The sequence below is a fragment of the Rhizobium beringeri genome, assembly GCF_004306515.1.
Classification (GTDB): Bacteria; Pseudomonadota; Alphaproteobacteria; order Rhizobiales; family Rhizobiaceae; genus Rhizobium; species Rhizobium beringeri.
On sequence record NZ_SILG01000006.1, the window covers coordinates 43,845 to 68,896 of the forward strand.

Below are 25,052 nucleotides of genomic sequence, written 5' to 3' on the forward strand. Positions count from 1 at the left end.
TCGAGGGACAGTCACACTTCCAGCCTTTCGGCTTATCCTATTGGGGTTTCGAAGATCTCAATAAGGGAGTTGGAAGCATGACTGCCTCTTATGTATACCATATCGGGGTCGACTATCACAAATCCTACAGCCACCTGGTGGTTCAGGACAGCAGCGGCAAGACGCTGAGATCCGGCCGGGTGAAGAACGACCGACAGTCGCTCGGCGGGTTTCTCGAACGCTATCGGGAGAACTCGCATGCGGTTGTCGAGGCGACGCGCAACTGGATGGTGATGTACGACTGGCTCGACGACATTTGTGATGATGTCGTTCTCGCTCATCCGCTGAAGGTTAAAGCGATCGCCGACGCCAAGATCAAGACCGACAAGATCGACGCGACGGTGCTGGCACATCTGCTCAGAGCCGATCTGGTACCCGAAGCCTGGGCGCCAAGCGAGAGATCGCGGGACCTTCGCGTCGCGCTGCGCGAGCGGATGTTTTACGTGCGCCTGCGCACAATGACGAAGAACCGCATCGTCACGGTGTTCGACCGCTATCCGGAGCAGACGGCGCAGTTGAAGAAGCTTGGCGATTTGTTTGGCAAGGCCGGCCGCGTCCAATTGGCTCAAGTGAACGTCTCGGAGATCGACCGCATCCAGATCGATCGTGGTCTCGCCTTCATCGGCGACATCGACATGCGGATCAAACAGTCGGAAGCAACGATCCGGGCGATGACCAAGGCCAATGCCAACGTCAAGCTGTTGAAGACGATCCCCGGCATCGGCGAGTTGATCGCCCGGCTGATCGATGCGGAGATCGACGACATATCGCGGTTCCGCCACTCGAAGAAGCTTGCCGCCTATGCCGGGCTTGTGCCGTCGACCCATTCCTCCGGCGGCAAGACCTTCCACGGCAAGATCATCAAGCAGGGCAACAAGTGGCTGCGCTGGGCCTTCGTCGAAGCCGTCGCTCCTGCCATCGCCAGCGATCCACAGCTGCGCGCCCAATACGAGCATCTGAAGATCAAAGGAATAAACAAGGCGCGGGTGGCGATTGCGCGCAAGCTTTTGACGATCACCTTCCAGATCCTGCGTGACCAGCGCGCCTACGAGCCGCGCGGCGAAAGCACCATGGAAGGCGCGTCGACGATATCCCGGTTGTCCTGATGGCAGTCTAGCGAGCCCGGCAGGACTGGGCTGCGCTTCTCAAGGAGAATGGGAAACCGGGAGCCGAACGCCACTCTGTGACCGAAGCCCCAGGCATCAGGTCACGCATTGGAGACTGGTTCAAGAACCGAAGGACAGCAAAGCGATCTGTCCGGCGGAAAGAGAGACTTTGCCGATCGGTGCGAATGCCGGTCAAAACTTAACCGAACCCAAGGAAAAGCCGCCAAATGGTGGTGTTCTGCCCCTTGCGTTCTTTCATTGGAGACTGTTATGCGAATTTCTGTCGTCGGTGCAACGGGACGAGTTGGCGCCAAGCTGACCCGGACTCTGCTGGGCGCCGGGCATCAGGTCAGAGCGTTGTCGAGAGGTGGCCCAGCGCTCGACGCACTGGTCGAGCTCGGAGCAGAGCCGTTCCTGGGAAGCTTTGACACAGGAGCGGGAGACCTTGACCAATTTTTCCAGGACGCAGATGCTGCGTTCCTGATGGTGAAGACCGATTGGAACAACATCGAGGGACACTACCCCGTTGTTGCCCAGCGCTTCGTCGATGCGCTCGAAAAATCCTCCGTCAAACTGGCCGTAAGCCTAACGGCCATGGGTTCCGACGTGAAAGGGAAGACGGGCCATTTCGAGTGCTTTCACCATCTGGACGAAAAGCTCAACGAACTCGACAATATCAATTTGGTCCACTTGCGCGCCGCCTGGTTCATGGAGGATGTGTCGGCGTGGACGGGGCCGGTTGCCAAATACGGTCGAATTGCCTGGTTCTGCAAACCTGATTTAAAGATGCCCTGGGTGGCGACCGATGACATCGCATGGCTGGCAGCGAAGGAACTGACCAATCCGAGGGGCAGACACCGCGTCTATCTCGAAGTCGGCTCGGAAGAGGTCTCGATGAACGAACTGGCCGTGATCATTGGCAAGGAGATCGGCAGGCCGGTGGAGTACCGATACATCGAGACGACCCGCAAAGACGTGGAAGCTGAATTTCTGGCGCGGTTCGGGACGCTGGAGAAATGGCAGGACGACACCCTCAGTGCTGACGCTTTGAACAGTGGCATCGTAAGGTTCCATGGGGAGCACGAGTATCGTCCGAAATTGCCCACGACGATGGAAGTGTTCATTGGTGACGTTTGGAAGCCGCGTTACCTGGAGTCGGTCAGAGAGGGAGACGAACGAGAGACGTTTGCAATGTGGACCGCCAAAGACTAGCTAGATTTCGTGTTGGTTCTTTCGAATCATTCCAGCAATCTCCAGTCTTTATTGGGTGCTGCCGCAATTTAAGAATTGCGGCAGACCGCAATTGGCGCGTTTTTGCCATCAATGTTTTAGCGGTACCTCGGGAATGGTTTAGCGCTCTTGGTCAACGTTGGCCAGAGGAGAGTAATCCCGATGAAACGAAACGGTGAGCGATAACGCCATTTGACTCCCGCCATCTCCAGCCGTTGTTAAATATCGGAAATCATTGTTGAGCGGACGACATCTCCCACCGTGTCGACGGTTCGAATCCGTTCAAGGCGACATAACCGGTGTCTGTTGCGGATTTTGCTGACGGGAAAACACAGAAGAATCCAGTGGTTCTTATATCGGTGATTAGCTTGAAGTTTGTGGGCCTCTGCTCATAGCCTGTCGAGGCTTTGCCGGATACCGCCGGACAGAACCTTAAAAAATTCGGGCTCCCTTTATATCGGCATAAACCGGCATGTAAACCGGCAAAAAATGGTCAGCTATATACTCATACAGGCTTGATTTTGATCACTTTACAAGCGGCACAGAAACCGGCATTAAATGCGGTATGGATATTGCATTTATGGAACCGATGGTGCCCTCGGACGACAAGGGCGCCCTTGGAGATAAAGTTTTAACGCTGGTCGGCGAGGCCAATCAGCTGGCTGGTCGTGTTCACCCGATTTTGGCTGGTTCGATTGGTGACCTCGTACGTTCCATGAACTGTTATTATTCGAATCTTATTGAAGGGCACGACACGCACCCACGCGACATCGATCGAGCACTCGCGAACGATTTCTCGGAGGAGCCTGAGCGGCGAGAGCTTCAGCAGGAAGCCGTCGCCCATATCCATGTCCAGAAATTGATCGATATCGGCGACGATCCAGGCGTGTGGCCGGCTTCTGCCGCCTATGCATCATGGCTCCATCAGGAGTTTAGCTCGCGCCTTCCCCCAGAGATGCTTTGGGTGTCCAATCGCACGACCGGAGAACGTGTGCCAATCATTCCTGGAGAGTGGCGAAACCGGGACGTCCAAGTTGGCCGCCATCTGCCACCCGAGCCAATTGATTTACCGCGTTTCATGGTCCGCTTCGATAAGGCATATCAGCATCCTCCATTAACCCGGTCTCAGCAGCTCCAATCTGTGGGTGCCGTCCTTCATCGCTTTCTTTGGATACATCCTTTCCTCGATGGCAACGGCCGTGTGGCGCGTCTGATGTCGCACGCGCTCTTGAAGCGCCTTGGCGTCGGGACGAGCCTCTGGTCGGTTGCCCGGGGTCTCGCGCGAGAGGAAAAGAAATATAAGGCGCTACTCATGGCTGCCGACGGTCCGCGTGCTGGCGATCGCGACGGAAGAGGCAATCTCACCCATCGGGGGCTGGTCGCGTTCTGTGACTTCTTCCTTGACCAGGCGATCGACCAGATCCGGTTTATGAGCGGCCTAATTGAGACCGACAAGCTGCTCATGCGCATCGAAATCCACATCGAGGAAGAAATCCGCGCCAAGAAGCTCCCCAAGGGCAGTTTCCAGGTCCTTCGCGAGGCTGTTCTGGCTGGCGAGGTGGAGCGCTCGAAAATTCAAATGATTACCGGCTACGAGGAGAGGGCGGCGCGTAACGTCACATCGGCGCTCGTCGAGCGGGGAATGCTTTCCGCTACCTCGCATAGGTCGCCGCTTCGCCTCGCCTTCTCGGCGGACACGGCCGAGCGGTGGTTTCCAAACCTCTATCCAGCCAATGCGGGGTCAGGCAAATGAAGGACCAGACAGTCATTTTCGTCAGGCGGTTCTTGCTGCACTTTCGCCAAGCTCCAAGAGGAACGCCGAGCCCCCGTTCACAGCTAAAGCTTTTTGGTCTTGAGCCAGGTACTAATGGTCTGGCTAATCTCCGCTTCGCGTTCCAGCGGTAGCCAATGGCCGCCCTGCAGGCTCGTTATAGTGAGGTCTGCACAGGCCGCGCGCATTGGATCTCCTTGACAATTTCCGGTAATGCTACAAATCTGATCAAAGTCGCCATTGATGAAAAGCACCGGCTGCGATAAGCGGCCGCCGTTGGCTGATTCGTGAGCAAAGGCGACGTTAGCGTCATCGTTCGTGTACCAAGCGCAAGGGCCGCGGAAGCCATGGGGCTTGAACGCCTGGACAAGTGTTCTGAAGTCGGTCAGGGGCCAAAGGGCCGGGTTAGGTTGCGTCGGCGGGGCGCGATGTGCGGCGCCGAAGCGCCCTCCGTTACGCGTGACCATTGCCATCGGCGAAACCTTCCCAACTAGGGCCGGATAGCCAGGTTGATAGGCCGAAGCGAGATATGCTTCATGGTCTGCATCAAGGTCAGCGACCGCCCCGTCGAAGTTGGTATTATAGTAGCGGGCGTAATCCCATTGGCCATCCGGAAACTGCTCGGCTGGATAAATGGTTCGGTCAACTAGTGAAACAAGAACATTTAAGGCGTTGCCATCAGGGAAATATGCCCAAGAAGCCAGGACAACTCCTCGAGTTCGGCCAGGCTCATGCGCGGCCACCGCCCCAGTCACGATACTGCCCCAGTCGTGACCAACCCAGATCGCGGGCTTACCCCCTAGGTGATCATGAAGTTCCACCATGTCCGCGACGATTTCCTTCATGGCGTATGCGTCTTTGTCGGAAGGCGCAGAAGAGCCGCCATAGCCCCGCATATCAGGAGCAATGCAGTGCCAGCCGTCCGCGGCGAAGGCATCCATCTGAGCCCGCCATATCAAACTGAGACTAGGAAACCCATGGAGGAAGATGATCAAAGGTCCGCCGACGGGACCGGACTCGAGGTAGTGGGTTGTATGACGAGGCGAGCTAAATACGCGTGAAACCAACGTCGAGGAAGCTACTTCCCCCCACGCCGTTCCGGACGGTGTAGCCGCGCCTATCCCGAGCAGGACCGTACGGCGGTTAAGCGTCAGTCCTAGAGCAGATCTCATTGTTTGAAGTTGGGCGGTCATGGTCGAATACTCCGATCGAAACAGTGATCTGATTGTGAGAAGCAATTTTGCAGGGCGCCGTCGTGACGCTGGCCTGGAAATTTCAAATAGGTACGCAGGCACCGCCGCTATGCGATCCCCCCGAAACAAACAAATTTGTGCTCCAGGAATTCCCCGATCCCGTATTTTGAACCCTCGCGACCAAGTTCTGAGATCTTCACACCGCCGAACGGCACTTCGGCGGTCGAAATTAGGCCAGTATTCACAAATTAGAGAGTCTAAGCTCCGCCTGGCGCGCAGCCGCCCATCGTTATGCCGGGCCAGCTGAGATCAAATAGCGAGATCTTCCTTGCGAAAACTCGCTATGTGACATCACCTGAAGACTATCCTGTTAAATTCCCAAAGCTGTTGCGACGAGGTTTTGCATCGGTATGGTCGGGCGACCAATCAGCAGGCGCAGCGCGCCCCCGTCATCGAACAGCGCACCGCGTGAGGCTGCGACATCGGCATCGGCAAGTAGAGCGGCGAGGTCAGCCGGCAACCCTGCACCGGTCAAGACACTTTCGTAATCGGCCCCGGAGAGATCGTTGTAGACGACGGTCTTGCCAGAGAGCTGCGAGACCTCTGCCGCAAGCTCAGAAAGCGTGAATGCATGGTCGGAAGCCAATTCATACGTGCGTCCAGCATGACCATCGCTCGTCAACACCACCGCTGCGGCCGCAGCATAGTCCTTGCGCGCTGCAGACGAGAAGCGGCCGCCTTTTGCGGCACCGACGAAGGCGCCGTGCTCAAGCGCTGCTGGAAGCGCGAGGAGATGGTTTTCAGTGTACCAGCCGTTGCGCAAGATGACGGCGGGAATTCCGGAAGCCTCAATGATCTCTTCCGTTTGGCGGTGCTCGATAGCCAGCCTCGCGGGGGACGTATCGGCGTGGAGCATGCTCGTGTAAGCGAGGAAGGGCACCCCGGCCCAACCAGCCGCATCAATCACGGCCCGATGTTGCGGAAGCCGTCCGCTCACTTCTGTCGACGAAATGAGCAAGATCTTTTCGACGCCTGCCAATGCCGGAGCCAGCGTGTCGGGACGACTATAGTCCCCTTCTCTCACGGTTATGCCGCGATCAGTCAGATCGTGGGCCTTTGCGGGATTGCGAACCACCGCCACAATCCTATTCGCCGGGATCGTTTCGAGGAGTGTCTCGATCACGAGGCGGCCCAGTTGTCCTGTTGCTCCAGTTACTGCGTACATCGTTAAATCCATTCTTAGTTACCGTTGTTGGAGAGCCCTTAAATAGCAGCGGGCGTTACCACCGGAAACCTCGTATCTTGCGGTTACCTCTATTCTCCGGTATCCAATTAGAAACCTCTCAGCAAGGATGTTCTATGGTTCTCAAAATACGAAAAAAGGTCACTGCGCTGCCCGGCTGCCCCATGTCGAAGTGTATGGATCTGCTGGGTGGCTGTTGGACGCCCGAGGTGCTTTGGTCCTTAAGCGAAGGTCCGCGCCGGTTTTCCGAATTGCGCCGTGATAGCCCATTCATCTCGGCAAAGGTGATGACAAGCAGGCTACGTGATCTCGAAACGCGCGGCGTCCTGACACGCAACGTCATGCCGACATCGCCGCCGACCGTAGAGTATGAACTGACGGACCTCGGGAAGGAGTTGCTTCCCGCGATCAGATCCATCGTCGAGGTCGGATCGCGCCTATTGCTGCGTGATTCTCCGGCTGAATTATCGTGAGATACATTGCTGACGTCGGACACGATTCAGCCCTCGACCCAAGCCGTGGGTAAGCGCGCTTAAGAAGATTTGGCGGCGAGGATTGCATCTCGAATTTGCGGAAAGGTGTTAAAGCCCGTTTCGGTGTTGAGATGGCCTCTCCTGGTATGATTTCGAGCGGAGCATCCAAAGAGGTTGCTACCTCCCGTGAGTGAGACAGCGCGACATATGGGTCATTATCTCCCGCCCAGCATCGGAATACTCTTCCCTTGCGTTCACGAATCGACGGCCAGTCGAACGGCGCTGAAAAAAAACGATTGATTGATCGGGTCGTAATCGGGAAGGTGAAGGTGCCAGCGCACCTACAAAGCCTGCTGCTAACAGAACCCCGGCGACCGGCTCGGCTGCCCGCTCGATGAGGCGAAGCGCAAAGGCCGCTCCCAGGCTATGCCCCACAAGGATAGTCGGGGCGATAGACAATGACTGAACCGCGAGATCCTGGGCTTCAAACCAGGCTGAGAGATTGCCCCTCCGGCGTGGGGAAACGGGGGCGGACCACTTCGAATCCCTCGCTCTCAAGCGCCGCCTGGAGCCAGGGAAACCAGTTCGTGTCTGGCCCACCGTGCGCACCATGTAATATGATAACTCTCGGCAGCATCTCAACATCGGGCATTGTCGAATCTCTCCTCGGATATGCAGCGCGACGAAATCTTTAGCGTCCGGCGATCGCGACCAACTGGCTCCTCGAAGCCACCAGTCCGCATGCGCGCCTTTTCCCACATCGAAATACCTTCTGCTTTTTGGCAAGCTGTGGTCAGGGTGTCGACAGAGCAGTTGAACGTCGGCCGATGCCAATGGGTCTAGACTCGAATGCGGTCGTATTCCTCCTGCGCGCGCCCAAGCTCCGGACCGTAGGTCATGGACCACGCATAGAGAGCCTCGAACGGTTGCTGAAGGGAGCGGCCGAGCGAGGTGATGGTATATTCGACGCCCACCGGCGTCGCTGTGGTGAGCACTTCACGGCGAACGAGGCCATTGCGTTCCAGGCGCTTCAATGCGTCGGCGAGCGCTTTGTGCGTGATGCCGTCCAGGCGCCGCATGATCTCGTTGAACCGTGACGGCCTGGTACACAGGACGGTCAGGATCAGGACCGACCACTTGTTGGCGATCTGCTCAAGCACGGGTCGCGCCTTCTCAACGTCCAGCAACGCCTCGGTGGAGACAGCCTTGGGCCTATGAGGCAAGCTGGCTTTGACGGGCAAATCTTCGTTCATTGCGGACATAGGTATCCTCCTCGATATCTGCTTTACTTATAGTGCGTAATTGACCGTAGGTATAGAGGGTATATCTTGACTTCATCAATGTTGATGGAGTTCACATGAGCAAATTAGCAAACAAGATCGCCCTCGTTATCGGCGGTGTCGGCGGCATCGGCGGAGCTGTGTCTCAAAGGTTCGCCAGCGAGGGAGCGCAGGTCTACGCGACCAGCCGCAAGGGCCCGGAGAGCACATCGGAATTTGCGGACATGGGCAGCATTCGAACGGTCCGGGCGGATGCCAGCGGCCGCGCCGATCTTCAGCGCATCTTCGAGCAGATCCGATCGGAACAAGGCCGCATCGACCTGCTCGTCGTGAATGCGGGCCTATCGGAATACGCCCCCCTTGAGGACATTTCCGGAGAGCACTTCGATCGGACATTCGGCCTGAACGTCCGCTCCCTGGTATTCGCGGTACAGGGTGCCATCGACATCATGCAGCCCGGCGGAACGATTGTGCTGATTGGTTCTATAGCCGGCGATATCGGCACAAAAGGATACGGTGTCTATGGTGCTACGAAGGCCGCTGTCCGTTCGTTCACGCGCACATGGGCAAACGAACTTGCCCCCGAGGGCATCCGTGTCAACGTCGTTAGCCCGGGTCCGACCGATACGGCGATGATGGCTGGAGCTTCGCCAGAAATTCGGGACGCTCTCTCCAGCATGATCCCTCTCGGACGCATGGGCCGGCCGGATGAGGTCGCCGCTGCGGTTCTCTTCCTCGCCAGCGATGAGAGCAGTTTCACGACAGGGGCGGAGCTCGCCGTCGATGGCGGCATGGCGCAGGTTTGACCTGCGATCGACAGCAATGCCGGCGCAAGCGAATGGGCAGGCTCCAGTCACCAATGTGGTAGCGCCCACGAGGGTCTCGGCTGCGACCAATCCCTCGTGATCGATCTCGAGCGGCTAGCCCTTACATGCTGTCTCGCTGAACGCCGCGGTTCATCGGCAATTGTCAGCGTCTCGGGTTAGCCGTCCGGCAGACTGAGACCACGGTATCCCGAAACCAGCGGTGCGCCGCATCGGCGTCCATCCGTGGATGCCACATCGCTGAAACCACGATCTCCGGCGTGCGAACCGGAAGGTCAAAGCTCTGAAGGCCCGCTGTCGCTGTTTGACCGTTCTCCAGGTTATTGCCGAGGCATGAGCGCGGCACGAGTGCGACCAAGTCCGAGTGACGAGCGATTTGCATTGCGTCAGGAAATCCCGGCACCACAACAGATGCCGTCCGCTGGAGCTTGAGCTCTGCCAGGGCATCGTCAACTGGCCCGGTGAATTCCCCTTTTCGTGACGTAACAACATGATCACACGCTGCATAGCTCTCCGGCGTAATGTCAGCTCCGGAGAAAAGAGGATGTCCAATCCGAGCCAATCCTACGAAGCTGTCGCGAAACAAGGACCGCGTGCGAACCTCCGGCGCGAAGACGCCTAGGACGCCAATCTCCAAATCGATCTGCCCCTCCCGAAGCGGTCGCGCATCCTTCTCGGCCTTGGGTGCGAAGCGCAAGCGAACACGCGGCGCCGCTTTCGTGATCGCGGCGACCAGCGCAACCGACAGGCCCGCGACGAACCCTTCGTTGGCTCGAATGGTGAAGGTCCGTTCAAGCGAGGCGATGTCCAGATTGTTGGTGGCAAGGCGGAGGACCGCCAGCACCTCTCGGCTAAGAGCAGGAACGCGCTCGCGCAGCTCGGCAGCGTAGGGGGTGGCCACCAGCCCACGTCCGGCACGCACAAGCAGAGGATCGCCCGTTACTGAGCGAAGGCGCGCCAACGTTCGGCTCACGGCGGAACGACTTAAGCCAAGGCGCCGAGCCGCCCCGGTCACGCCGCCTTCGACAAGCAGCGCGTCAAGCGCGCGAAGCAGGTTCAGATCCACATCATCCATAGCCGAAAGTAACATCATTATCTCTTTCTGATATAGCGCCTGATGCAACAATATAATGCGTCCTGTGCGTCTGTCGGAACCAATTGCAGGCAGTTATCCTCGGGATCGTGAGCTCGCCATGTTCGCGGCAGTGCGGATTAAGAGCCAAGATCGTCAGTCGACAAGGAGGCACCATGCCAAGCCAACCCCTTCCATCGTTTCGCCGTCGCTGGCGCAACGTGCTTCCCGCGGCAGCACCAGGTTGCTCCCAGGGAACGCCATATTCCTTCTGGGCGAAGGAGGGTGATCCGAAAAAACTCGCTGTGATCTTTGCCGGCGGCGGCGCGTGCTGGACGGGCGAAAACTGCGCTTTGCATTGCCGCCCGCACTACCGGGCGTTCGCGGGCCTCGAACTCGATCCCACCAATTTGGGCGGAGTTTTCGACACGGATAACGCCGAAAACCCGCTCGCAGACTACACCCTAGTTTACCTTCCGACGGCTAACGGGGACGTCTTTCTGGGTGACGCAACGCCTGTCTATGACACGCCGGCGATGAATGGCCACCTCGAAGGCAAGATAACGATCCTGCATAAGGGCTTCGACAACGCCATGCTTGCCCTGGACTGGATGTTCAAGAGTTACCCGCAGCCGGACACTGTCGCGGTCATGGGCTGGAGCGCCGGCGCGCTTGCCTCGCCCCTCTTCACGCACATCGTCGCCCAGCACTATCCAGGGGCAAGGATCACCCATTTCGCCGATGGCGGCGGCGCCTATCACCTGAGCGAGAAACTCGCCCCGCTTTTCAAGTCGTGGGGCACCGAAAACGTCCTGAAGCGCGTCGAAGGCTTCAAGGATGTGCCGATCGACGGTCTGACCATCGAGGACCTCTACATCCGCGCAGCCGAGCTTCATCCCGGCATCGTCTTTCACCAGTACAATGAGCGGCATGATGCCGTCCAGGCAATGTTCATGCAGCTGATCGGGGAGAGAAAGCCTGACGTTCCAGCAAAACTGGACCAGGCGCACGCCTATATTCGGGCGAAGGTTTCCAACTTCCGCACCTACACCAGCTGGGGGCACGACGAAGGCATCATCGGCGGGTATTATGACGCCGTTCTAGCAAAGAATGCGTTAGACAACCGCGGGCGTCCGCATGCGCTGGATCGGCTCTATACGCGGCAGACGAGCGGCGTGCGGTTCCTCGATTGGTTCGCTGCGGTCGTTATCGGCAAGCCGGTAGAGGACGTGGCCTGCGTGGACAGCGAATCCCCCGAGCACCATTGGACGCGCCCGGCGTTTTCTCAATAGAGCGTTGGCGAGGCCTGCGGAGTAAGGAGTGTGGACAGCACCACACGCTTGAACCGGTCGATGGCCCTGGGACTACCTTCGACCTTCATCCTCAGCATGGCTCCATGCCAGGATGAGAGCAGAACATCTGCCAGTTCATCCGGGTCAAGGTCGGCCCGGACACTTCCCGACGCTTGCGCCGCTCGGATGCCGGCAGAGAAATGCTGGGTCAGGCTGGCAAATATCTGTTCGAGCCGGCCACGGATCAGCTCGCTGTGTTCGGCCGCTTCCAGGCTCATGTTGCTGATCATGCATCCGTGCCGCCAGCCAGCACCGCCCAGGGCGTCCGTGATAACGTCGAAATAAGCCGTCATGCGATCCATCGCTGTCCGGGTCTCATCACCCAAGGTCACCGCTATGATGGCTTCGGTCCGCTCGACATAGCGATCCAGTACGGCGATTGCGAACGCTTCCTTCGATCCGAAATGGTTGATGAAGGAACCCTGTGGTGCGCCGGCTTCATATCTCGCGTACCCCGGCCGCGAAGAAGCCGCGCTGATGCAGCGTTGCGACGCCGGATTCAATGAATTGTTCTCGAAGCGAATGTCTTCCCATTCAATAATATACGCACGGGGCATCGAGGATGGCGTGCAGGTCAACAGCGTGCTCCCCGGACCTGTCATGACCGGCCGCCGCCGCAGCTACCTGGAACATTGGGCGCCATTGCACGACATGACTGTGGAGGAGGCAACCGCCCGCTTTCCGAAGGAAGCCGGTATTGCCCGCTATGGCGAGCCGGAGGAAATCGCCGAGCTGATGGCGTTCATTGTCTCCCCGGCCGCGCACTGGATGACGGTACCACACTGCGCATGGATGATGGCGAGGTGAAGTCGGTCTGACTTCCTTTGGAGTGGTGGAGGGCAAGGCTGTCGACAAACAGGTGTTAGATTTCAAAGCGATCATTTTCGCTTGTGGTCTGATGCACGCGATGCCCTACGCCATTGTGCAGGCGTCATACCGAGATGCTGTTTGAACACGCGCTGAAAGGCGGCCTCTGAGCGGTAGCCTGCGACCTCCGCGATAGCTGCGGTAGAGTTGGTTGTTTCCTTCAGTTCATTAGCCGCCACACTCATGCGGATATTGAAGAGGAGGGCGTCGGCAGATCGGCCGAGATTGCGCTGAAAATGGCGCGCCAGTGTTGCCCTGGATATATGACAGAGGTCGGCGAGTTTGGGAAGCGTCCATGGATGGGCCGGGTCGAGGAACATCGCAGTGAGTGCCGGTGCGAGCCTTTGATGCCCCGCCAGAGCAGGCAGTCCGGGAGGCGCTTCGTCGGATTCGCTGGCCAGCCGCAGTGCGAGCGTAAACAGGGCCGCCGAGAGTGCATTGAGCATGGCATGACCGCCAAGGCCCTCGATACTTGTCTCCATTCGCATGAGCGCTACCAGGCTCGTCAATTGGTCGCGCGTAGCAGTCTTCTGCAAAGTCGGGGAGGGTGGCATCCCGCGCACGATCAGACGGGAACTTAAATAGGCGCCCAACAGGCGATCATGGGGTGGTGTCAGGATGAACCGTCCGCACAGCATATCCAATCGTTCGCCAGATCCTGCGTTTTCGCTGATCGTCAGATTAAGGCCGACGCGCTGGGTCGCCAGGCTTGGCTGGACGCCGCTACCATCATGCAAGAGATGGGGGGGTACCGGTCGGAACGAGCAGGATGTCGCCTGCCTCAAGGCGCTGCGGCACACCACCATCCGCATCGTTCACGAATGCCACGCCGCTCAGGACCACATGATAGACGATATCGCTCATGGCGCTTTGGCCATAGACCACCTGCCACGGTGCGCCATAGAGGCAGCGCAGTTCCAATCGACCGCTTACGGTCATCAATTCAAGAAGACGGCTGAGCCAATCGATTGGCGGTGACATGGACGGCCTTAAATGAGACGAACGAGCATTAGATTGAGTGAAATCAACATTAACAAACTCGCCATCGGTTCGTTCTTAGCTTCGACGATTTGATTCAATGTGTGAATGCGTGGCAGCCGCGCTATGACGTCTGCGGCCGGACATCAAGAAGGAGGAAGCAAAGCGATTTGCCTCCTCCTCGGCTCGTCTGCCGCTCGGGCCTCCATGCCGGTGCAAAAATGGCCCAATTCATGGGCCGCATCAAAGCGCCCATGCTCGGCCGTCTTTACCGTGTTAAGAAAACGAAGGGCCGGGTGCCTCTGGCGACGATCTGTCGCCAACCATATGCAAAACCCCTATATTTCTGTTTGTTTTTGCGTATGATTGACGGATGCCATCGTTGGATGATTACATCGAAAACAAACTGATGAGCGGGTACTCGACGTTTACCCGTGAAGATGCATTGGCGGAGCTCCTTTGCGCCCGAGACCGAGCCCGGAACGTCGCTTAAGCTCAAGGTCGAGATCAACACACGCGAGCACACGTCGTTGTATGGCACGAAAGGATATCCGTTCAAGGTGGAGAACGGATGGTTCAACGGTGCCGCGGACATCATATCCTATGACAAGGAAGAGCTGTTTGGCACAAAGCTCAGGGCACTTCTACAGCGGAGAAAGAACCGCGATCTGTTCGAACTCCACGAGGGGTTCCGGGAGCTTTCCCTCGATCCAGGGCGGCTTGTCGCTGCATTCGAGCACTACCTATCAATCGAGGAGAATGTGATCACGAGGGTAAATGCCGAGCAACGCATGCTCGAGAAGCTGACAAAAAGCCTGACGGAAGATATTGCGCCCTTGCTCCCGCCAGGGATCGGGTTCACCGACGACGACGCTATTGATGCCTTCGGTCTCATTTGGACGGATGTCCTTCCTATGCTCAAGGGAGAGCCGTGGAAATCGTCAGAAAAAGCGATAGAGCAGTTGCGCGAGAAGAGGTTTCCAAACCTACTCCGATAGCAGATCGAAAGCACACTTGATTGCGAGGATTTCATATGGGCCGGTCCGGACTCCCAATTGCCGGGCCGCCGGTTCGATTCCGTTCAAGGCGGGCAAGCTGAAGGTGTCCGACCGGGGCGACAACTTCGCGCCGGTCCCACTCCGAGCCGACGCTCGATAAAACAAGATTTTCAAGTCTTTCCGTGAGTGGGGACTATCGCCAGCGCCCACGAAATTTCGGAATTCAATGTCTTTTCGAGGAAAGTCTACTGCGAGCGACGCTGGAACTAACGGCAAATGGCCATGTTATCCATTCGTGCACCATCGCGACATGGGCGCTCCATCAAGAGGACTAGCTTGACGATGCCGTGAGCGATCGCGCCTTGGAGGAGGTTACGGTGGACGATTGTGAGAAAAAAGAAGGAGCTACGGGGGGTGTGCCTACCCAGCTCGGCGTCGTCTGGCCAGAGCCTGGTGGTCAGGCAACCTTAACCGCCGCCCAAGAAGAGATAGTAAATGCCTATCGCGCCGGCCGAATGGACGAGCTGCAGTTTCAAAGGCATTTGACCGACGACCCTGTAATCGCCGAGTACGTTCGCCGCATCGCGCACCCGCGAGACGATCTGCGGCCTGCGGATTGGGCACGTGACAAGCGTCGGCGATAGATAGCGCGGGCAATAAAACCCACCGCTATTCCGCTACTCGGCCGCAAGACGTATAGATTGGTCTTCAGGAGGCTCTGCGAGCGCGACAATTTCATAGTCGCCGATCATCTGGTGCTGATCGCTCCCCAGCACCGCCAGAGTCCAATAGTCCTGATCTACGCCGAAGACTGTCGATATCTGGACGACGGTGAGGCGACCATCACTCTGCTTGAGGGGCCTGGCCCAATAGAACGCGTCAGGAACTAAACTCGCTGCGAACATGACACCTACTCCTTCAGGAGAGACGTTTTAGCAGAAATCTGAAAAATTGAACATCATTCGCATCTTCCGGCAGATAGGACGCGGGATAAGTTCGGCTCTCCATCAAAATCGGTCAGATAACCATTTCCGTGCGCCAAGGGGTTGAACCACCAGTCCGGAATGAATTATATCACGTCATGATATTGATGCGGCCCGAGCTCGACCTTCAACATGTCCGACATCCCGAACCCCAAATCCCTACTTTCAGACGAAGTGCTTGCCGACCGTCTGGGCCTCACGACCAGAGAGTTTCAGCGATATCGCAAGCAAAATCTCGTCACGGTGTCCTCAACTCCCGGCGCCGTTGAGAGCGGGGGCCTCATAATCACCTGCCGGCTTGGAAACCGGGTGTGGGAGGGCCATGTCGCGGACGGATGCATCACCTTCGAAGAGGTCCGGTTCCTGCGCGGGAAACGTGCAACCAACCCCCGCTAGGTCCGGCCGCGAGCGTTAATTCGACACTTCAGGAAGAGGAAAAAATGAAGAAGCTTGCCAGCCTTGCTGTCGCCGCATCGATGCCATTGGCCGCCCATGCTGCGGCTAGGATGGTGTCTCAAAGCGGCGACTGGGGCGTGTATTCCTTTATAAGAAACGGATCTCGGGTGTGCTATGCGCTCTCGGTGCCGAAGGAATCTGCTCCCGCCAATGTCGACCATGGAAAAAACTACTTCCTGATCGCGCCGGCGGAGAAGGGGGGCGGCAATGAACCGGAAGCGATCCTAGGATACGCATTGAAAACTGACTCGACAGTGCAGGTTTCAATCGGGGACAAGACGTTCAAAATGTTCGTCAAGGACAAAGCCGCCTGGGTTTCGGAGGCCGCTCTCGAACCGGAACTCGTCGATGCACTTCGGTCCGGCAGCCAAATGATGCTGCATGCGACGTCGGCGGGAGGCACTCGTACGACCTATACCTATTCACTGACAGGGGTGACAGCGGCGCTAGAGCGCGTTGCCCACTGCAACTGAGGGGCGAATTCAGCCTATTCCAAACGGGGCTCTCTGCTCGGGTGTCGCAAGTTCCTTCAGGCGATGCCTGGGAGTCCTGCCACGGGCTGAAAGGAGTAGATCCAGTTCCTGCTTCGAGTTGCCAAACCGCTGAAGAAGCCGCTCCGCCTCGTGCCGACCAATGCCATAGCAGTGCAGTAGGCTTCGGACGTTGTAAAAGGATTCGTCTTGTTCGGCGTGCATTTCAACCCCTTTCATCGTTGTCACAGCGCCACAGTTTTCGTGATCATCCACAATGCCATCGCCACCCATCAGGTTTTCTGTAAGCGACCCGACGCCGAGCGGCACGTTGCCGTCGTCGCCAACGCAGGCGCACTTCAATTCAGGTTCTCGATAGAGAGCGGCTTTTTTATCCTGGGTTGCCATCAAAACTGATGCCGTTTTCGATCCGGGACACGTAACGCGGTCGTCCGGGATCGCGCGACACATAGGCGTGGTGTGGCTGGATCAGCGAGCGTTGCATGTCGAATATCTCCTTCGCAAGAGTAATGAGCGACGCGCGCAACGGTTCCGTTTCCAGTAGAAAATGTCACGTGATGATGTATGTGAGGGTCAGAGCTGCAGGAAGGCGTAGATCGCTCCGCCCCATATCGCCGCGACGAATAGCACGACGGCGACCAGAAAAACCTTGCTATCGAGGGACATGGTCACGCTCCGACGCCACAGTCCATGGTTGATTTTCGCCCCTGCGCCGGAGATCAATTCCCCGCCTGTAGCTGTTGAGCCTGCGAGACCTCAGAAGATGTCTCGCTGGGAATGGAAGCGAGGGCGAACATGACCGCGACATAGCAGGCAAACACAGCAGAGAGGAAGGCGGTCTTGGTCATGGGCTCACTCATTATATCATGTGGTGACATTCTTTGGTGGTTCGCCCATATTGTCAATCATGAATGCAGCATGAACGAATGAGGGAAATTGGTGGCTGGGGAGAAAATACTGATTGTCGAAGACGACATGCTGATCGCGTCTGATCTTGAGGATATTCTGATGACGCTTGGCTATGAGACATCCGGGATTGCCGACAGCTTTGAGACCGCGCAGCAGTTCGCCGCCTTCAGCACGATTGCTTTGGTGGACGTCAACCTGAGGGACGGAGCGACCGGTCCACGGATCGGGCAGTATCTCGCGTGCGATTTCGGCGTTGCGGTCGTCATAGTCACGGGAAGCCCCGAACTGATTGAAACCGATCTCTCAAAGGTTATCGGCCTGATATCGAAACCCGCCCATCCAAACTTGATCCGGGACGTTCTCGAATATCTGAGAACAATCCGCGAAGGCGAACGATGCGTCCCGCCAGGAGGAATGCGGCTCTTCGTTTGAACAGGCTAGGGAGGGGGACGACATGATCGATAGACGCGCCGAACTCGGTCATTGGACAGGGCGGCTGGAAATCATTCTGATCAGTCGGGGAGTGCTAAGGGAGGACGGCGAGCTCGCGATCCAGGTCGGATCGCAGTTTCCCAAGGGTCTTGAAGACGCGCTGGACGGATTCATCGAGAACCCGATCGAGCTGGTGGGCCTTCTGAAAATATGCCGGGACGCGCGCGACGGCAGACCGTTGTCGCCTGCGGTCCTGATGGCCGCTCACCTCATGACAAGAGAGGTTCTGCAGGTATTGCAGGATTCGGAGGCTGTTGGCGATTTCAGATCGTGAAAATGGCCCGCCCGAAATCATTTCGGACGGGCCTCGCGAGGACCGGATAACTCATCACTTCCGGCCTGAACTCTAGCTGTCGGTGACTGCGGCATCTCCTCCCGATTGCGGCAGTTCCTTCATCTTCACGAGCTGGTCGGCGCAGGCGTCGGCCGCGTTCGTGATAGTACCGTCGATCCCCGCGATTTTGGCCCAGCCTCCATCGGTGATGAAGTCGTCACGTTGCCATGACGACTTCGCCTGCAGGGCCTTAAGGTTCTCCTGTGCGTCCTTCGCCGTCACAAAGTTATGGACGCAGATGCCCGCGACCAGATCCGCCTTCGCGTTTCGGACGGCGATGTCGGTCATAACCCTGGCCCTTCCCGACGTCGTCCATCCTCGCCAGGTGAAGCCAAGCGCCATCGTCAATGCCGAGGCCCCGACGATGGACCAGGCCCATAGGGTCTTGGACGGTCGGTAGTTGGACCAGCCACCTTCGCCGCTTTGCATAGCTGTTCTCCTCCTTTTATATCACGCCATGATACAATAGTGCGTTCGGAGGTCAAGCGCGTCGCGATTAAGAAATGGTGAGTGACTTCAGGTCAGTTCCGTCACCTGACGAAGCCGAGACAGGGATTCAGCCAGCAGCGGCTCGTGCGCAAGCATTGCTTCAACATGAACCTTCGCCAGGGATTCAAGGGACAGCTCGCCCTTCGTCGTCAGGCCGATCAGCACGCTGCGCTTGTCATCTTCTGCGGGTATCCGCTCCGCTAGGCCTGCCGAGCACATCCGATCCACAAGCTGAACGGCACTGTTGTGTTGCATGAGCATCTGTTCGGCGAGGTCGCGAAGCCTGATCTGCCAGCCCGGCGCCGTGCGCACGACCAGGAGAGCCTGATACTGCTGGGAGGTGACACCAGCCTCGGCAAGGGCCGCCTCGCTGAACGACAAAAACCGCCTCATGGCTAGCCGGAACCCCGCCAGGCCTTCATAGACATCGTCAGTCAGGCCAGAAGTCCGGCGTCCCGATCGAGGCATGCGAATAGTCCTTCTCAAATGTCATGATGTGATATGAACAGCGGCACACAATAGGAGAACGGTTTGCAAGTTGAGCCGATGCGGTAAGTGTTGGGTCGCGACGGCGTCGACGGATAGATCGCGAGCCATATTCTCCCGATGTTGCTAAAAAAACTGTGCCAATTTCGTGACCTCACTAGAAAATTCTGTCGTGCTTCAAAGATGCGAATCCGAAGCGCTGCCACTCCTTTGAACGTGAGCCTTCAAGGGAATGGCCGGCATCTTCACCGGCTGGCGGCGTAATGCTGAGCTTCTTACTGCGGACTCAGAAGAGCTGGTTAAATGTGGCTTCGAGCGCTGTGGCCCGTGACTATGATGACGTGTCCGAATCGATCGAGGCGGTCTGATGATCCACGAGATTGAACCTGTGAATGTTCCTCCCTAGTCTGCCTCCTCGGCCGCGGCTTCCGTGAAAATCTCGGACCGGATTTCGTCGACGGTCTTCCCCGCCGCACGAAGCGCGACGATCCTCGGGATGGCGGCGTAGGACTTCGGATCGTTTCGGTTCGTTGCCGAATGCCTGCACCATTCGTCGAGCAGGAGACTTACCACAACGTTTTCGCTGGCTTCCGTCGACGTCGGTTCAGGACGTCGGTGGAAGGGAAGGCTAACGAGCCCGAACAGCTTCAAACCTATCGCGGACGCTGAAAATATCATGCCGGGATATTAATGGTTTTCTTGCTCGCGAGGAAATCACAAACTAGAGGACGGCCCTCGGAAATCGCTTGGAGAAAGAGCCAGTGCCGATGCGCCTTTGCCTAAGCGAAATCGAACGACACCCATTCCAGGCGACTTTCCTCGTGGACGCTTTGCGTTGGCGCCAGCGAGGATGGGTCGGCGAAGCATCCCAAAGGGACGGCGACGAGCCCTTTCCTGAACTCCGGCATCCAGAAAACCGCCGAACCGCATGCAGGGCAGAACCTGAATTCGATCGATCTCCCGCTGTCGCCCGACCGGACGTAGGTGCTCGACGCTCCGGAAGTCTCAATTTGATCCGCTTGGAAGAAGACGGCCACTCCGAACGCGCTGCCGGTGCGACGCTGGCAGGCCCGGCAATGGCAGACGGAGATTTTGACGGGTTCTCCGTCGGCGATTATCGAAAGCTGGCCGCATGAACAACTGGCCGCTCGTCTCATTCCGTGCTCCTCCTAATTGATGTCCGCGAAGCCAACCGACTAGTCAGGCCTCCCGTCGTCGACCCCGCGATGCCGGTGGACGGATCGAGCACAGCCCTAGAAGCGTTTCGACGCCGGGAGCATGCCGCGCAGGTTCGTCGCTCGTCCGTGTAGGCACGCTACTCCAATTCCCTTTCGACAACACGCCTCGCCCTGATCGCCGCTGCGATGAAGACGCGCGAAAGACCGTGGTAGAGCGGTTCGCGCGACAGGATCCGCGACGTCACGTAGCCGATCATCGACACCGCCATGATTGGGATGACGGCCTGGTGGTCGCCGGTCATTTCAAGGATGATGACGAAGGCCGTCATCGGCGCCTGCACGACGCCCGCGAAATAACCGGCCATGCCGAGGATGGCCGCTAACGCGATGCTGGTGCCGAGCAGCGATCCGACGGTGCTGCCGAAACCGGCGCCGACGGCAAGCGACGGCGCAAAGATGCCGCCCGGAATACCTGACAGCATGGACAGGAAGCTGGCGGCGAGCTTTTCAACGAAGAAGAGCAGAGGCAGGGCATTGCCTTCGACCGCAGCTCGCGCCTGCTCGTAGCCGGTGCCGAAAGTCGTGCCTCCCGACGCCACGCCGATGACTGCGATCACCAGTCCGCAGATGCCCGCAAGCGCCAGCATGCGCTTCAGCGGCTGTGGTTGCGCCCAGCGGCGGATCTTTTGGCCGAAGTGCAACGCGAAGCCGCTGAAGGCCGCTCCAAGCGCACCACCGCCGATGCCGCAGATCAGAACCAGCCCCCAGTCGCGAAGCTCGGTGGGGGCAGCCGATGCCATGCCGAAATAGTTGTAGCTGCCCGAAAGCCCGAGTGCCGCGAGACCGGAGAGGATGACGGCCGTGAGCACCAGCCCGTTCGCCCGAGACTCGTAGGTCCGGCTCATTTCCTCGATCGCGAAGACGATGCCAGCAAGCGGCGTGTTGAAGGCGGCTGCAATTCCCGCCGCTGAACCCGCAAGGATCAGCCCGCGCGCCTGCGCCATGCCACTGAACCGGGCGACGGCGAGCATGATCGACGCTCCGACCTGCACGGTCGGACCCTCGCGGCCGATCGAGGCGCCAGAGAACAGCCCGAGCACCGTCAGCACAATCTTGCCGAAGGCGATCTTCAGCGACAGCAGCCGCGTCCGATCTTCCTCGTCCCGCAGATGTCGCGCGGCGATCGCCTGCGGAATGCCGCTGCCCTGCGAGTTCGGAAACAGCGTCGCCGCCAGATAGGCCGACAGCATGAAGCCAAGCGGGGTCAGCGCAAGTGGCAGCAGGAAGGCCCATTCACCGGACGAGGTGAGAGACCCGAAGCTCTTCTGCGCCAGATCCGCAAGCTTCGCAAAGCCGACGCTGATCACCCCGATTGCCAATGCCCCGCACCAAAACACCAGCCTCGGCTGCCAAAGCGAAAAAGAGCCCCATAAGACGCGGGAGCGGCGAAAGAGCTTGGAATATCGATAGGATGGTGGCATGTCGGTGCTCGGCGATGCGGGATTGTCCCTTACTAGCGCCATCGCGCGCGAAGATCACCCCCAAATTGCAACATGTCGAACGTGCGCAGGGCCGCTGGCGTGCCGAAGCACGCAGGATGTCTATAGCGGTCGAGTGTTACGAGACGTGGATATATCGGACGGGGGACGCTGGAAATCCCTGTTGCTTTTAGGTATCCCTTGCCGGATGGCGTGTGCTGCGTGCGCCGCGGGCTTCCCGAAATCGACGGAGACAAAGATCAACCTTCCACAAGGGAGCGCGAACCCATGTCCCTGCCGATCGCGACCGGTCGCATTCAATCTAGTCTGCGCAGATTTCTTGATAGCGAAGCCTCCGGCGGCGTCGTTCTGATGGCCGCCGCGGCGATGGCCCTTGCGGTCGCGAACTCGCCGCTGGCTCGCGCATATTTCCAGGCCCTACATCTCTACGTCGGACCACTGAGCTTGCAGCATTGGATCAATGACGCCCTCATGGCCGTGTTCTTCCTGCTCGTCGGTCTGGAGATCAAGCGCGAGATGCTCGATGGCCAGCTCTCGACCTGGAGCAGGCGAATCCTTCCGGGTGCCGCCGCGGCGGGAGGAATGCTCGCCCCAGCCCTCATCTATCTGGCATTCAATGCCGAAACGCCAGCAAGCCTCCGCGGTTGGGCGATCCCGACGGCCACCGACATTGCCTTCGCGCTCGGAGTGCTATCGCTCTTTGGGAACCGGGTTCCTGGGTCGCTGAAAATCTTTCTGGCGGCGCTTGCCATTATCGACGACCTCGGCGCCGTCCTTGTCATCGCACTCTTCTACACAAGCGGTCTCAATCTCGCGGCTCTTGCTGGAGCTGCCGTGGTTCTGGCCCTCCTGTTTTTGATCAACCGAGCTGGCGTGAAGACGCTGACGCTCTATCTCGCCCTTGGCGTCGCCTTGTGGGTGCTCATGTTCATCTCGGGGATCCACGCGACGTTTGCGGGCGTGCTGCTGGCCTTGACGATACCGATCAAACTCTCGCCCGGCGCTCCGGAGGCTAGCGACGCGGAATCCCCGCTGCACCGGCTCGAACACTTCCTTCATCGGCCCGTGGCATTCGTCATCGTCCCATTATTCGGCTTCGCCAACGCGGGCGTTTCCCTTCTTGGCACGTCCATCTCGAGTTTAGCAGATCCTCATACGCTTGGGGTTGCAGCGGGATTGTTTGCAGGCAAGTTGCTCGGCGTGCTGTCGGTCGTCGGTCTCCTCGTGAAGTTGCGCTTAGCGCAGCTTCCGGCAACGGCAAACTGGACGCAAATGACGGGTATTGCACTCCTGTGCGGCATCGGCTTCACCATGAGCCTATTTATCGGTCTCCTCGCTTTCGACGACCCAGCCGTGCAGGACAAGGTCAAGATCGGCATCCTGCTCGGTTCGGCGATCTCTGGTGTGGTGGGATCTGCGGTGCTGATGGCGAGCCGAAGGAAGATTAGCCGGCCGTAGCTGTTGACGAACTTGCCGCGACGCGTCTCCAGATCATACAGGGCCTGTTCGAATGAAGGTTCGTGGCTCGCGGTCGTCAAGTTCTTCTGCCCCTAATTGGTCCTCGTGCTCGCAAGAACGCGACGATGCAGTCGACGACGGCGCAATCTCTCGATGTGAATACACGTCCCACGCAGCTTCATCATGTTGGTAAGGACTTGGAAGCGATTGCAGGTCTCGCGCGCCGCTCGTGGCGGTTGAATTTCCGGCGACCTGGCGAGCTATCACGAGCTATTGATAGCGATCCGTGTAACAAGTGTCGGGGAGATAGCGCCACCATCAACTCCATCGTCCTCGCCGGCGCTGTCACCACCGCTCTTGCTTCGATGGCCGGCGCCGCACCACTCACCAAAGCCGAAAGCGCCGCTGCAATCGCTGCTCACAAGGAAAAATGCTGCGGCTGCGCTCAGGAGGCCGCGGCGCGAAGGGTAGATATCACGGGGCGTGATTTCGCAGGCCGCAATCTGAGGGAAGCGGCAGAGGGACATGATCTCACCTTTGACCTGGGTTTCAAGCGCTAGACTTGCGAGCGTACTGCATCGGCGATCGGGTGAAGCTCTTCTGACGGCAACGATCCAACCAGGCTGTAGCCCATGCCATTCTTTGCCCAGCTCCAGCCGCGGATGTCGTCCTTGCCGCTTTTGACCATCGGCTTGTCCTGATCCACCGTCATGTGGCGCGCGAGCATGACGATCCGGCTGCCCTTGTCGTTGTCATACATCAGCATGAAGCCAGGACCGCGCGCTGTCGGGATCACGCGACCGCCCATGAGGCGATAGCCCGACTTGCTGAGATCTGGGATAGCGGCAGAGCGCCCGAGCGTCGCGGCTGCAAACTGCTGCAGATTCTCGCTGCCGTCAAACCTGACTTCAACGGGGCGAAGCCGGTCGGAGGCGAAGACGCTGTAGCTCGCGGAAGCTTCCTGCGCGAGCGCAGCAATACCTTCCATCGATGGGATCGTGTAGCCTCTGGTGATCCAGCCGCCCGTCGCGCCGACGGTAAGCATCAGGACAGCAGCGGCAGCAAGCCGGAACCATTGCGGTCTACGGGAAATGGGGCGCGCTGCCATGATAGTCTTGAGGTTGAGCCTCGACGGCAGAGGCTCGCGCGCCACAGGGTCCATTGTCAAGCGCAACGCCGCGGCTTGGGTCCGGTAGGAGGAGACACGTGCGGCAGCCTCGGGGTTCGCCAGCAGATATTCGGACACGTCGCGACGCCGCTCAGCATCGAGCGCATTGTCGACAAAGGCCTGGAGGTCGTCTTCGGTAATTGGTCTCATGATCATTTTACCCTCCAGATATACGGGCGGCCGGCTGAGCCACCCGACGGCTTGGTTTCCAGTATCGTCCTCAACTGCTCCCGCGCTCGCGAAAGCCTTGACATCACCGTGCCGAGAGGAATTTCCAGTACCTTCGCCGCCTCCGCGTAAGTCAAATCTTCGACCGAGATCAGGAGCAGAATGCTGCGTTGATCCGGCGGCAGGCGTTCGATCGCCGCCATCACCTCATGGCCATAGACCGTTTCCTCCTGCGTTGCCGCCCGCGCGCCTGTAGCCTCGGGAACGTCCTCGATTGGCACGGAGCCGCCACGCCGGGCATCCTGCCTGAGCCTATTGACTGCTAGGTTGTGCAGGATGGCGAACACCCACGAACGCGGATTGTCGTCGCGCCGGCGGCTCCAGTTGAAAACCACCCTCTCCAGGCAGTCCTGAACGATATCATCAGCAGCTTCGATGTCCCGCACAAGACCTCTGGCGTAACGCCTCAAGGCCGGGATCATCGGCTCTACCTGTAGAAGCAAGTCATCCATATC

Annotated in this window: 27 protein-coding genes and 4 pseudogenes; 13 read left to right on the top strand and 18 right to left on the bottom strand. The window is 58.5% G+C overall.

Annotated features, from left to right (window positions below; translation table 11 throughout):
- The first annotated feature begins 77 nt into the window (after positions 1–77).
- From ELH03_RS34385 to ELH03_RS34400, 3 genes are all read left to right on the top strand, one after another.
- On the top strand, positions 78–1,145 hold the full coding sequence (locus ELH03_RS34385) for an IS110 family RNA-guided transposase (protein WP_130806999.1): 1,068 nt from the start codon (positions 78–80) through the stop codon (positions 1,143–1,145).
- Positions 1,146–1,415: 270 nt separating this feature from the next.
- Positions 1,416–2,357, top strand: coding sequence for an NmrA family NAD(P)-binding protein (locus ELH03_RS34395; protein WP_130767453.1), 942 nt, complete (start codon positions 1,416–1,418; stop codon positions 2,355–2,357).
- A 598-nt stretch (positions 2,358–2,955) separates the two neighbouring features.
- A complete protein-coding gene (locus tag ELH03_RS34400; RefSeq protein WP_130767454.1) occupies positions 2,956–4,128 on the top strand; it encodes a Fic family protein in 1,173 nt (390 codons plus the stop codon).
- A gap of 83 nt (positions 4,129–4,211) precedes the next feature.
- Here the strand turns inward: ELH03_RS34400 and ELH03_RS34405 are convergent, their stop codons facing one another.
- The 3 genes and pseudogenes from ELH03_RS34405 to ELH03_RS34415 all read right to left on the bottom strand — a co-directional run bounded on the left by ELH03_RS34405 (position 4,212) and on the right by ELH03_RS34415 (position 6,564).
- Complete coding sequence (locus tag ELH03_RS34405; protein WP_348633885.1) at positions 4,212–5,213, bottom strand: alpha/beta fold hydrolase; 1,002 nt, start codon at positions 5,211–5,213, stop codon at positions 4,212–4,214.
- A 233-nt stretch (positions 5,214–5,446) separates the two neighbouring features.
- A pseudogene (locus tag ELH03_RS34410) lies at positions 5,447–5,584 on the bottom strand (aldehyde dehydrogenase family protein); the annotation flags it as partial.
- A 125-nt stretch (positions 5,585–5,709) separates the two neighbouring features.
- Positions 5,710–6,564, bottom strand: coding sequence for an SDR family oxidoreductase (locus tag ELH03_RS34415; protein ID WP_130767455.1), 855 nt, complete (start codon positions 6,562–6,564; stop codon positions 5,710–5,712).
- 134 nt (positions 6,565–6,698) lie between these two features.
- Here ELH03_RS34415 and ELH03_RS34420 point away from each other — a divergent pair, with 134 nt between their 5' ends.
- Entirely contained in the window at positions 6,699–7,055 is a 357-nt protein-coding gene (locus tag ELH03_RS34420) for a winged helix-turn-helix transcriptional regulator (protein ID WP_130767456.1), read from the top strand.
- A gap of 177 nt (positions 7,056–7,232) precedes the next feature.
- Here ELH03_RS34420 and ELH03_RS38715 read toward each other — a convergent pair whose 3' ends face one another.
- Both ELH03_RS38715 and ELH03_RS34430 read right to left on the bottom strand, forming a co-directional pair.
- The gene (locus ELH03_RS38715) at positions 7,233–7,700 is read right to left on the bottom strand and encodes an alpha/beta fold hydrolase (protein WP_368389699.1); all 468 of its coding nucleotides are present in this window, start codon (positions 7,698–7,700) and stop codon (positions 7,233–7,235) included.
- A gap of 194 nt (positions 7,701–7,894) precedes the next feature.
- A complete protein-coding gene (locus ELH03_RS34430; protein ID WP_130767458.1) occupies positions 7,895–8,317 on the bottom strand; it encodes a winged helix-turn-helix transcriptional regulator in 423 nt (140 codons plus the stop codon).
- A gap of 95 nt (positions 8,318–8,412) precedes the next feature.
- Between ELH03_RS34430 and ELH03_RS34435 the strand changes: the two genes are divergently transcribed.
- Positions 8,413–9,141 (top strand): SDR family NAD(P)-dependent oxidoreductase, encoded by a 729-nt coding sequence (locus tag ELH03_RS34435; RefSeq protein WP_130767459.1) that lies wholly within the window; start codon positions 8,413–8,415, stop codon positions 9,139–9,141.
- Between the two features lie 163 nt (positions 9,142–9,304).
- Here the strand turns inward: ELH03_RS34435 and ELH03_RS34440 are convergent, their stop codons facing one another.
- Positions 9,305–10,252, bottom strand: a complete 948-nt coding sequence (locus ELH03_RS34440; RefSeq protein WP_432422309.1) for a LysR family transcriptional regulator — start codon at positions 10,250–10,252, stop codon at positions 9,305–9,307.
- Between the two features lie 284 nt (positions 10,253–10,536).
- Between ELH03_RS34440 and ELH03_RS34445 the strand changes: the two genes are divergently transcribed.
- Complete coding sequence (locus tag ELH03_RS34445; RefSeq protein ID WP_165420553.1) at positions 10,537–11,523, top strand: pectin acetylesterase-family hydrolase; 987 nt, start codon at positions 10,537–10,539, stop codon at positions 11,521–11,523.
- Here the strand turns inward: ELH03_RS34445 and ELH03_RS34450 are convergent.
- Positions 11,517–12,185, bottom strand: coding sequence for a TetR family transcriptional regulator C-terminal domain-containing protein (locus tag ELH03_RS34450; protein WP_348636486.1), 669 nt, complete (start codon positions 12,183–12,185; stop codon positions 11,517–11,519). The two genes, ELH03_RS34445 and ELH03_RS34450, sit on opposite strands and share 7 nt — an antisense overlap.
- On the opposite strand from ELH03_RS34450, the pseudogene ELH03_RS34455 reads away from it, so the two are divergent.
- Positions 12,133–12,401: pseudogene (locus tag ELH03_RS34455) on the top strand (SDR family oxidoreductase); the annotation flags it as partial. The gene ELH03_RS34450 and the pseudogene ELH03_RS34455 sit on opposite strands and share 53 nt — an antisense overlap.
- Before the next feature lie 60 nt (positions 12,402–12,461).
- On the opposite strand, the pseudogene ELH03_RS34460 reads toward ELH03_RS34455, so the two are convergent.
- Positions 12,462–13,431 (bottom strand): annotated as a pseudogene (locus ELH03_RS34460) (AraC family transcriptional regulator).
- 437 nt (positions 13,432–13,868) lie between these two features.
- Here ELH03_RS34460 and ELH03_RS34470 point away from each other — a divergent pair.
- Positions 13,869–14,426 carry a nucleotidyl transferase AbiEii/AbiGii toxin family protein gene (locus ELH03_RS34470; protein WP_245504937.1) on the top strand — a complete coding sequence of 186 codons (558 nt, stop codon included), beginning with the start codon at positions 13,869–13,871 and terminating at the stop codon, positions 14,424–14,426.
- Positions 14,427–15,103: 677 nt separating this feature from the next.
- On the opposite strand, the gene ELH03_RS34475 is transcribed toward ELH03_RS34470, so the two are convergent.
- The gene (locus ELH03_RS34475) at positions 15,104–15,331 is read right to left on the bottom strand and encodes a hypothetical protein (RefSeq protein WP_130660232.1); all 228 of its coding nucleotides are present in this window, start codon (positions 15,329–15,331) and stop codon (positions 15,104–15,106) included.
- A gap of 518 nt (positions 15,332–15,849) precedes the next feature.
- Between ELH03_RS34475 and ELH03_RS34485 the strand changes: the two genes are divergently transcribed.
- Positions 15,850–16,338 (top strand): invasion associated locus B family protein, encoded by a 489-nt coding sequence (locus ELH03_RS34485; RefSeq protein ID WP_130660231.1) that lies wholly within the window; start codon positions 15,850–15,852, stop codon positions 16,336–16,338.
- Between the two features lie 242 nt (positions 16,339–16,580).
- Here the strand turns inward: ELH03_RS34485 and ELH03_RS34495 are convergent.
- Positions 16,581–16,704: pseudogene (locus ELH03_RS34495) on the bottom strand (glutaredoxin); the annotation flags it as partial.
- A gap of 371 nt (positions 16,705–17,075) precedes the next feature.
- Complete coding sequence (locus tag ELH03_RS38585; RefSeq protein WP_281035124.1) at positions 17,076–17,204, bottom strand: hypothetical protein; 129 nt, start codon at positions 17,202–17,204, stop codon at positions 17,076–17,078.
- A gap of 91 nt (positions 17,205–17,295) precedes the next feature.
- Between ELH03_RS38585 and ELH03_RS34500 the strand changes: the two genes are divergently transcribed.
- Together ELH03_RS34500 and ELH03_RS34505 are read left to right on the top strand one after the other, a co-directional pair.
- Positions 17,296–17,697 carry a response regulator gene (locus ELH03_RS34500; protein WP_130660229.1) on the top strand — a complete coding sequence of 134 codons (402 nt, stop codon included), beginning with the start codon at positions 17,296–17,298 and terminating at the stop codon, positions 17,695–17,697.
- 22 nt (positions 17,698–17,719) lie between these two features.
- Positions 17,720–18,031 (top strand): hypothetical protein, encoded by a 312-nt coding sequence (locus ELH03_RS34505; protein WP_130767462.1) that lies wholly within the window; start codon positions 17,720–17,722, stop codon positions 18,029–18,031.
- A gap of 72 nt (positions 18,032–18,103) precedes the next feature.
- On the opposite strand, the gene ELH03_RS34510 is transcribed toward ELH03_RS34505, so the two are convergent.
- The 5 genes from ELH03_RS34510 to ELH03_RS34530 form a co-directional block, all read right to left on the bottom strand.
- A complete protein-coding gene (locus ELH03_RS34510; protein ID WP_130767463.1) occupies positions 18,104–18,520 on the bottom strand; it encodes a hypothetical protein in 417 nt (138 codons plus the stop codon).
- Positions 18,521–18,607: 87 nt separating this feature from the next.
- Positions 18,608–18,961: a MarR family winged helix-turn-helix transcriptional regulator gene (locus tag ELH03_RS34515; protein ID WP_245485470.1), complete on the bottom strand. Its 354-nt coding sequence runs from the start codon at positions 18,959–18,961 to the stop codon at positions 18,608–18,610.
- A gap of 507 nt (positions 18,962–19,468) precedes the next feature.
- Positions 19,469–19,639, bottom strand: a complete 171-nt coding sequence (locus ELH03_RS38365; protein ID WP_245485469.1) for a hypothetical protein — start codon at positions 19,637–19,639, stop codon at positions 19,469–19,471.
- A gap of 206 nt (positions 19,640–19,845) precedes the next feature.
- On the bottom strand, positions 19,846–20,223 hold the full coding sequence (locus ELH03_RS34525) for a GFA family protein (RefSeq protein WP_130767464.1): 378 nt from the start codon (positions 20,221–20,223) through the stop codon (positions 19,846–19,848).
- Between the two features lie 158 nt (positions 20,224–20,381).
- Positions 20,382–21,725 (bottom strand): chloride channel protein, encoded by a 1,344-nt coding sequence (locus ELH03_RS34530; protein WP_130660223.1) that lies wholly within the window; start codon positions 21,723–21,725, stop codon positions 20,382–20,384.
- A gap of 285 nt (positions 21,726–22,010) precedes the next feature.
- Between ELH03_RS34530 and nhaA the strand changes: the two genes are divergently transcribed.
- Positions 22,011–23,201, top strand: coding sequence for a Na+/H+ antiporter NhaA (nhaA, locus tag ELH03_RS34535; RefSeq protein WP_130660222.1), 1,191 nt, complete (start codon positions 22,011–22,013; stop codon positions 23,199–23,201).
- Positions 23,202–23,326: 125 nt separating this feature from the next.
- Positions 23,327–23,761, top strand: a complete 435-nt coding sequence (locus tag ELH03_RS34540; protein ID WP_130767465.1) for a hypothetical protein — start codon at positions 23,327–23,329, stop codon at positions 23,759–23,761.
- Here the strand turns inward: ELH03_RS34540 and ELH03_RS34545 are convergent.
- Together ELH03_RS34545 and ELH03_RS34550 are read right to left on the bottom strand one after the other, a co-directional pair.
- The gene (locus ELH03_RS34545) at positions 23,758–24,525 is read right to left on the bottom strand and encodes an anti-sigma factor family protein (protein WP_130660220.1); all 768 of its coding nucleotides are present in this window, start codon (positions 24,523–24,525) and stop codon (positions 23,758–23,760) included. The genes ELH03_RS34540 and ELH03_RS34545 overlap by 4 nt on opposite strands.
- Positions 24,522–25,049, bottom strand: coding sequence for an RNA polymerase sigma factor (locus ELH03_RS34550; RefSeq protein WP_130767466.1), 528 nt, complete (start codon positions 25,047–25,049; stop codon positions 24,522–24,524). Before ELH03_RS34550 ends, ELH03_RS34545 begins: the two co-directional genes overlap by 4 nt.
- Positions 25,050–25,052 lie beyond the last annotated feature (3 nt).

Bases quoted from the DNA above. Each gene is read 5' to 3' on its own strand.
- ELH03_RS34385 (WP_130806999.1), top strand. From the start codon at position 78: ATGACTGCCTCTTATGTATACCATATCGGGGTCGACTATCACAAATCC.
- ELH03_RS34395 (WP_130767453.1), top strand. From the start codon at position 1,416: ATGCGAATTTCTGTCGTCGGTGCAACGGGACGAGTTGGCGCCAAGCTG.
- ELH03_RS34400 (WP_130767454.1), top strand. From the start codon at position 2,956: ATGGAACCGATGGTGCCCTCGGACGACAAGGGCGCCCTTGGAGATAAA.
- ELH03_RS34415 (WP_130767455.1), bottom strand. From the start codon at position 6,564: ATGTACGCAGTAACTGGAGCAACAGGACAACTGGGCCGCCTCGTGATC.
- ELH03_RS34420 (WP_130767456.1), top strand. From the start codon at position 6,699: ATGGTTCTCAAAATACGAAAAAAGGTCACTGCGCTGCCCGGCTGCCCC.
- ELH03_RS38715 (WP_368389699.1), bottom strand. From the start codon at position 7,700: ATGTTGAGATGCTGCCGAGAGTTATCATATTACATGGTGCGCACGGTG.
- ELH03_RS34430 (WP_130767458.1), bottom strand. From the start codon at position 8,317: ATGTCCGCAATGAACGAAGATTTGCCCGTCAAAGCCAGCTTGCCTCAT.
- ELH03_RS34435 (WP_130767459.1), top strand. From the start codon at position 8,413: ATGAGCAAATTAGCAAACAAGATCGCCCTCGTTATCGGCGGTGTCGGC.
- ELH03_RS34440 (WP_432422309.1), bottom strand. From the start codon at position 10,252: ATGATGTTACTTTCGGCTATGGATGATGTGGATCTGAACCTGCTTCGC.
- ELH03_RS34450 (WP_348636486.1), bottom strand. From the start codon at position 12,185: ATGACAGGTCCGGGGAGCACGCTGTTGACCTGCACGCCATCCTCGATG.
- ELH03_RS34470 (WP_245504937.1), top strand. From the start codon at position 13,869: ATGCATTGGCGGAGCTCCTTTGCGCCCGAGACCGAGCCCGGAACGTCG.
- ELH03_RS34475 (WP_130660232.1), bottom strand. From the start codon at position 15,331: ATGTTCGCAGCGAGTTTAGTTCCTGACGCGTTCTATTGGGCCAGGCCC.
- ELH03_RS34485 (WP_130660231.1), top strand. From the start codon at position 15,850: ATGAAGAAGCTTGCCAGCCTTGCTGTCGCCGCATCGATGCCATTGGCC.
- ELH03_RS38585 (WP_281035124.1), bottom strand. From the start codon at position 17,204: ATGACCAAGACCGCCTTCCTCTCTGCTGTGTTTGCCTGCTATGTCGCG.
- ELH03_RS34505 (WP_130767462.1), top strand. From the start codon at position 17,720: ATGATCGATAGACGCGCCGAACTCGGTCATTGGACAGGGCGGCTGGAA.
- ELH03_RS34510 (WP_130767463.1), bottom strand. From the start codon at position 18,520: ATGCAAAGCGGCGAAGGTGGCTGGTCCAACTACCGACCGTCCAAGACC.
- ELH03_RS34525 (WP_130767464.1), bottom strand. From the start codon at position 20,223: ATGAGACGAGCGGCCAGTTGTTCATGCGGCCAGCTTTCGATAATCGCC.
- ELH03_RS34530 (WP_130660223.1), bottom strand. From the start codon at position 21,725: ATGCCACCATCCTATCGATATTCCAAGCTCTTTCGCCGCTCCCGCGTC.
- nhaA (WP_130660222.1), top strand. From the start codon at position 22,011: ATGTCCCTGCCGATCGCGACCGGTCGCATTCAATCTAGTCTGCGCAGA.
- ELH03_RS34540 (WP_130767465.1), top strand. From the start codon at position 23,327: ATGCAGTCGACGACGGCGCAATCTCTCGATGTGAATACACGTCCCACG.
- ELH03_RS34545 (WP_130660220.1), bottom strand. From the start codon at position 24,525: ATGATCATGAGACCAATTACCGAAGACGACCTCCAGGCCTTTGTCGAC.
- ELH03_RS34550 (WP_130767466.1), bottom strand. From the start codon at position 25,049: ATGGATGACTTGCTTCTACAGGTAGAGCCGATGATCCCGGCCTTGAGG.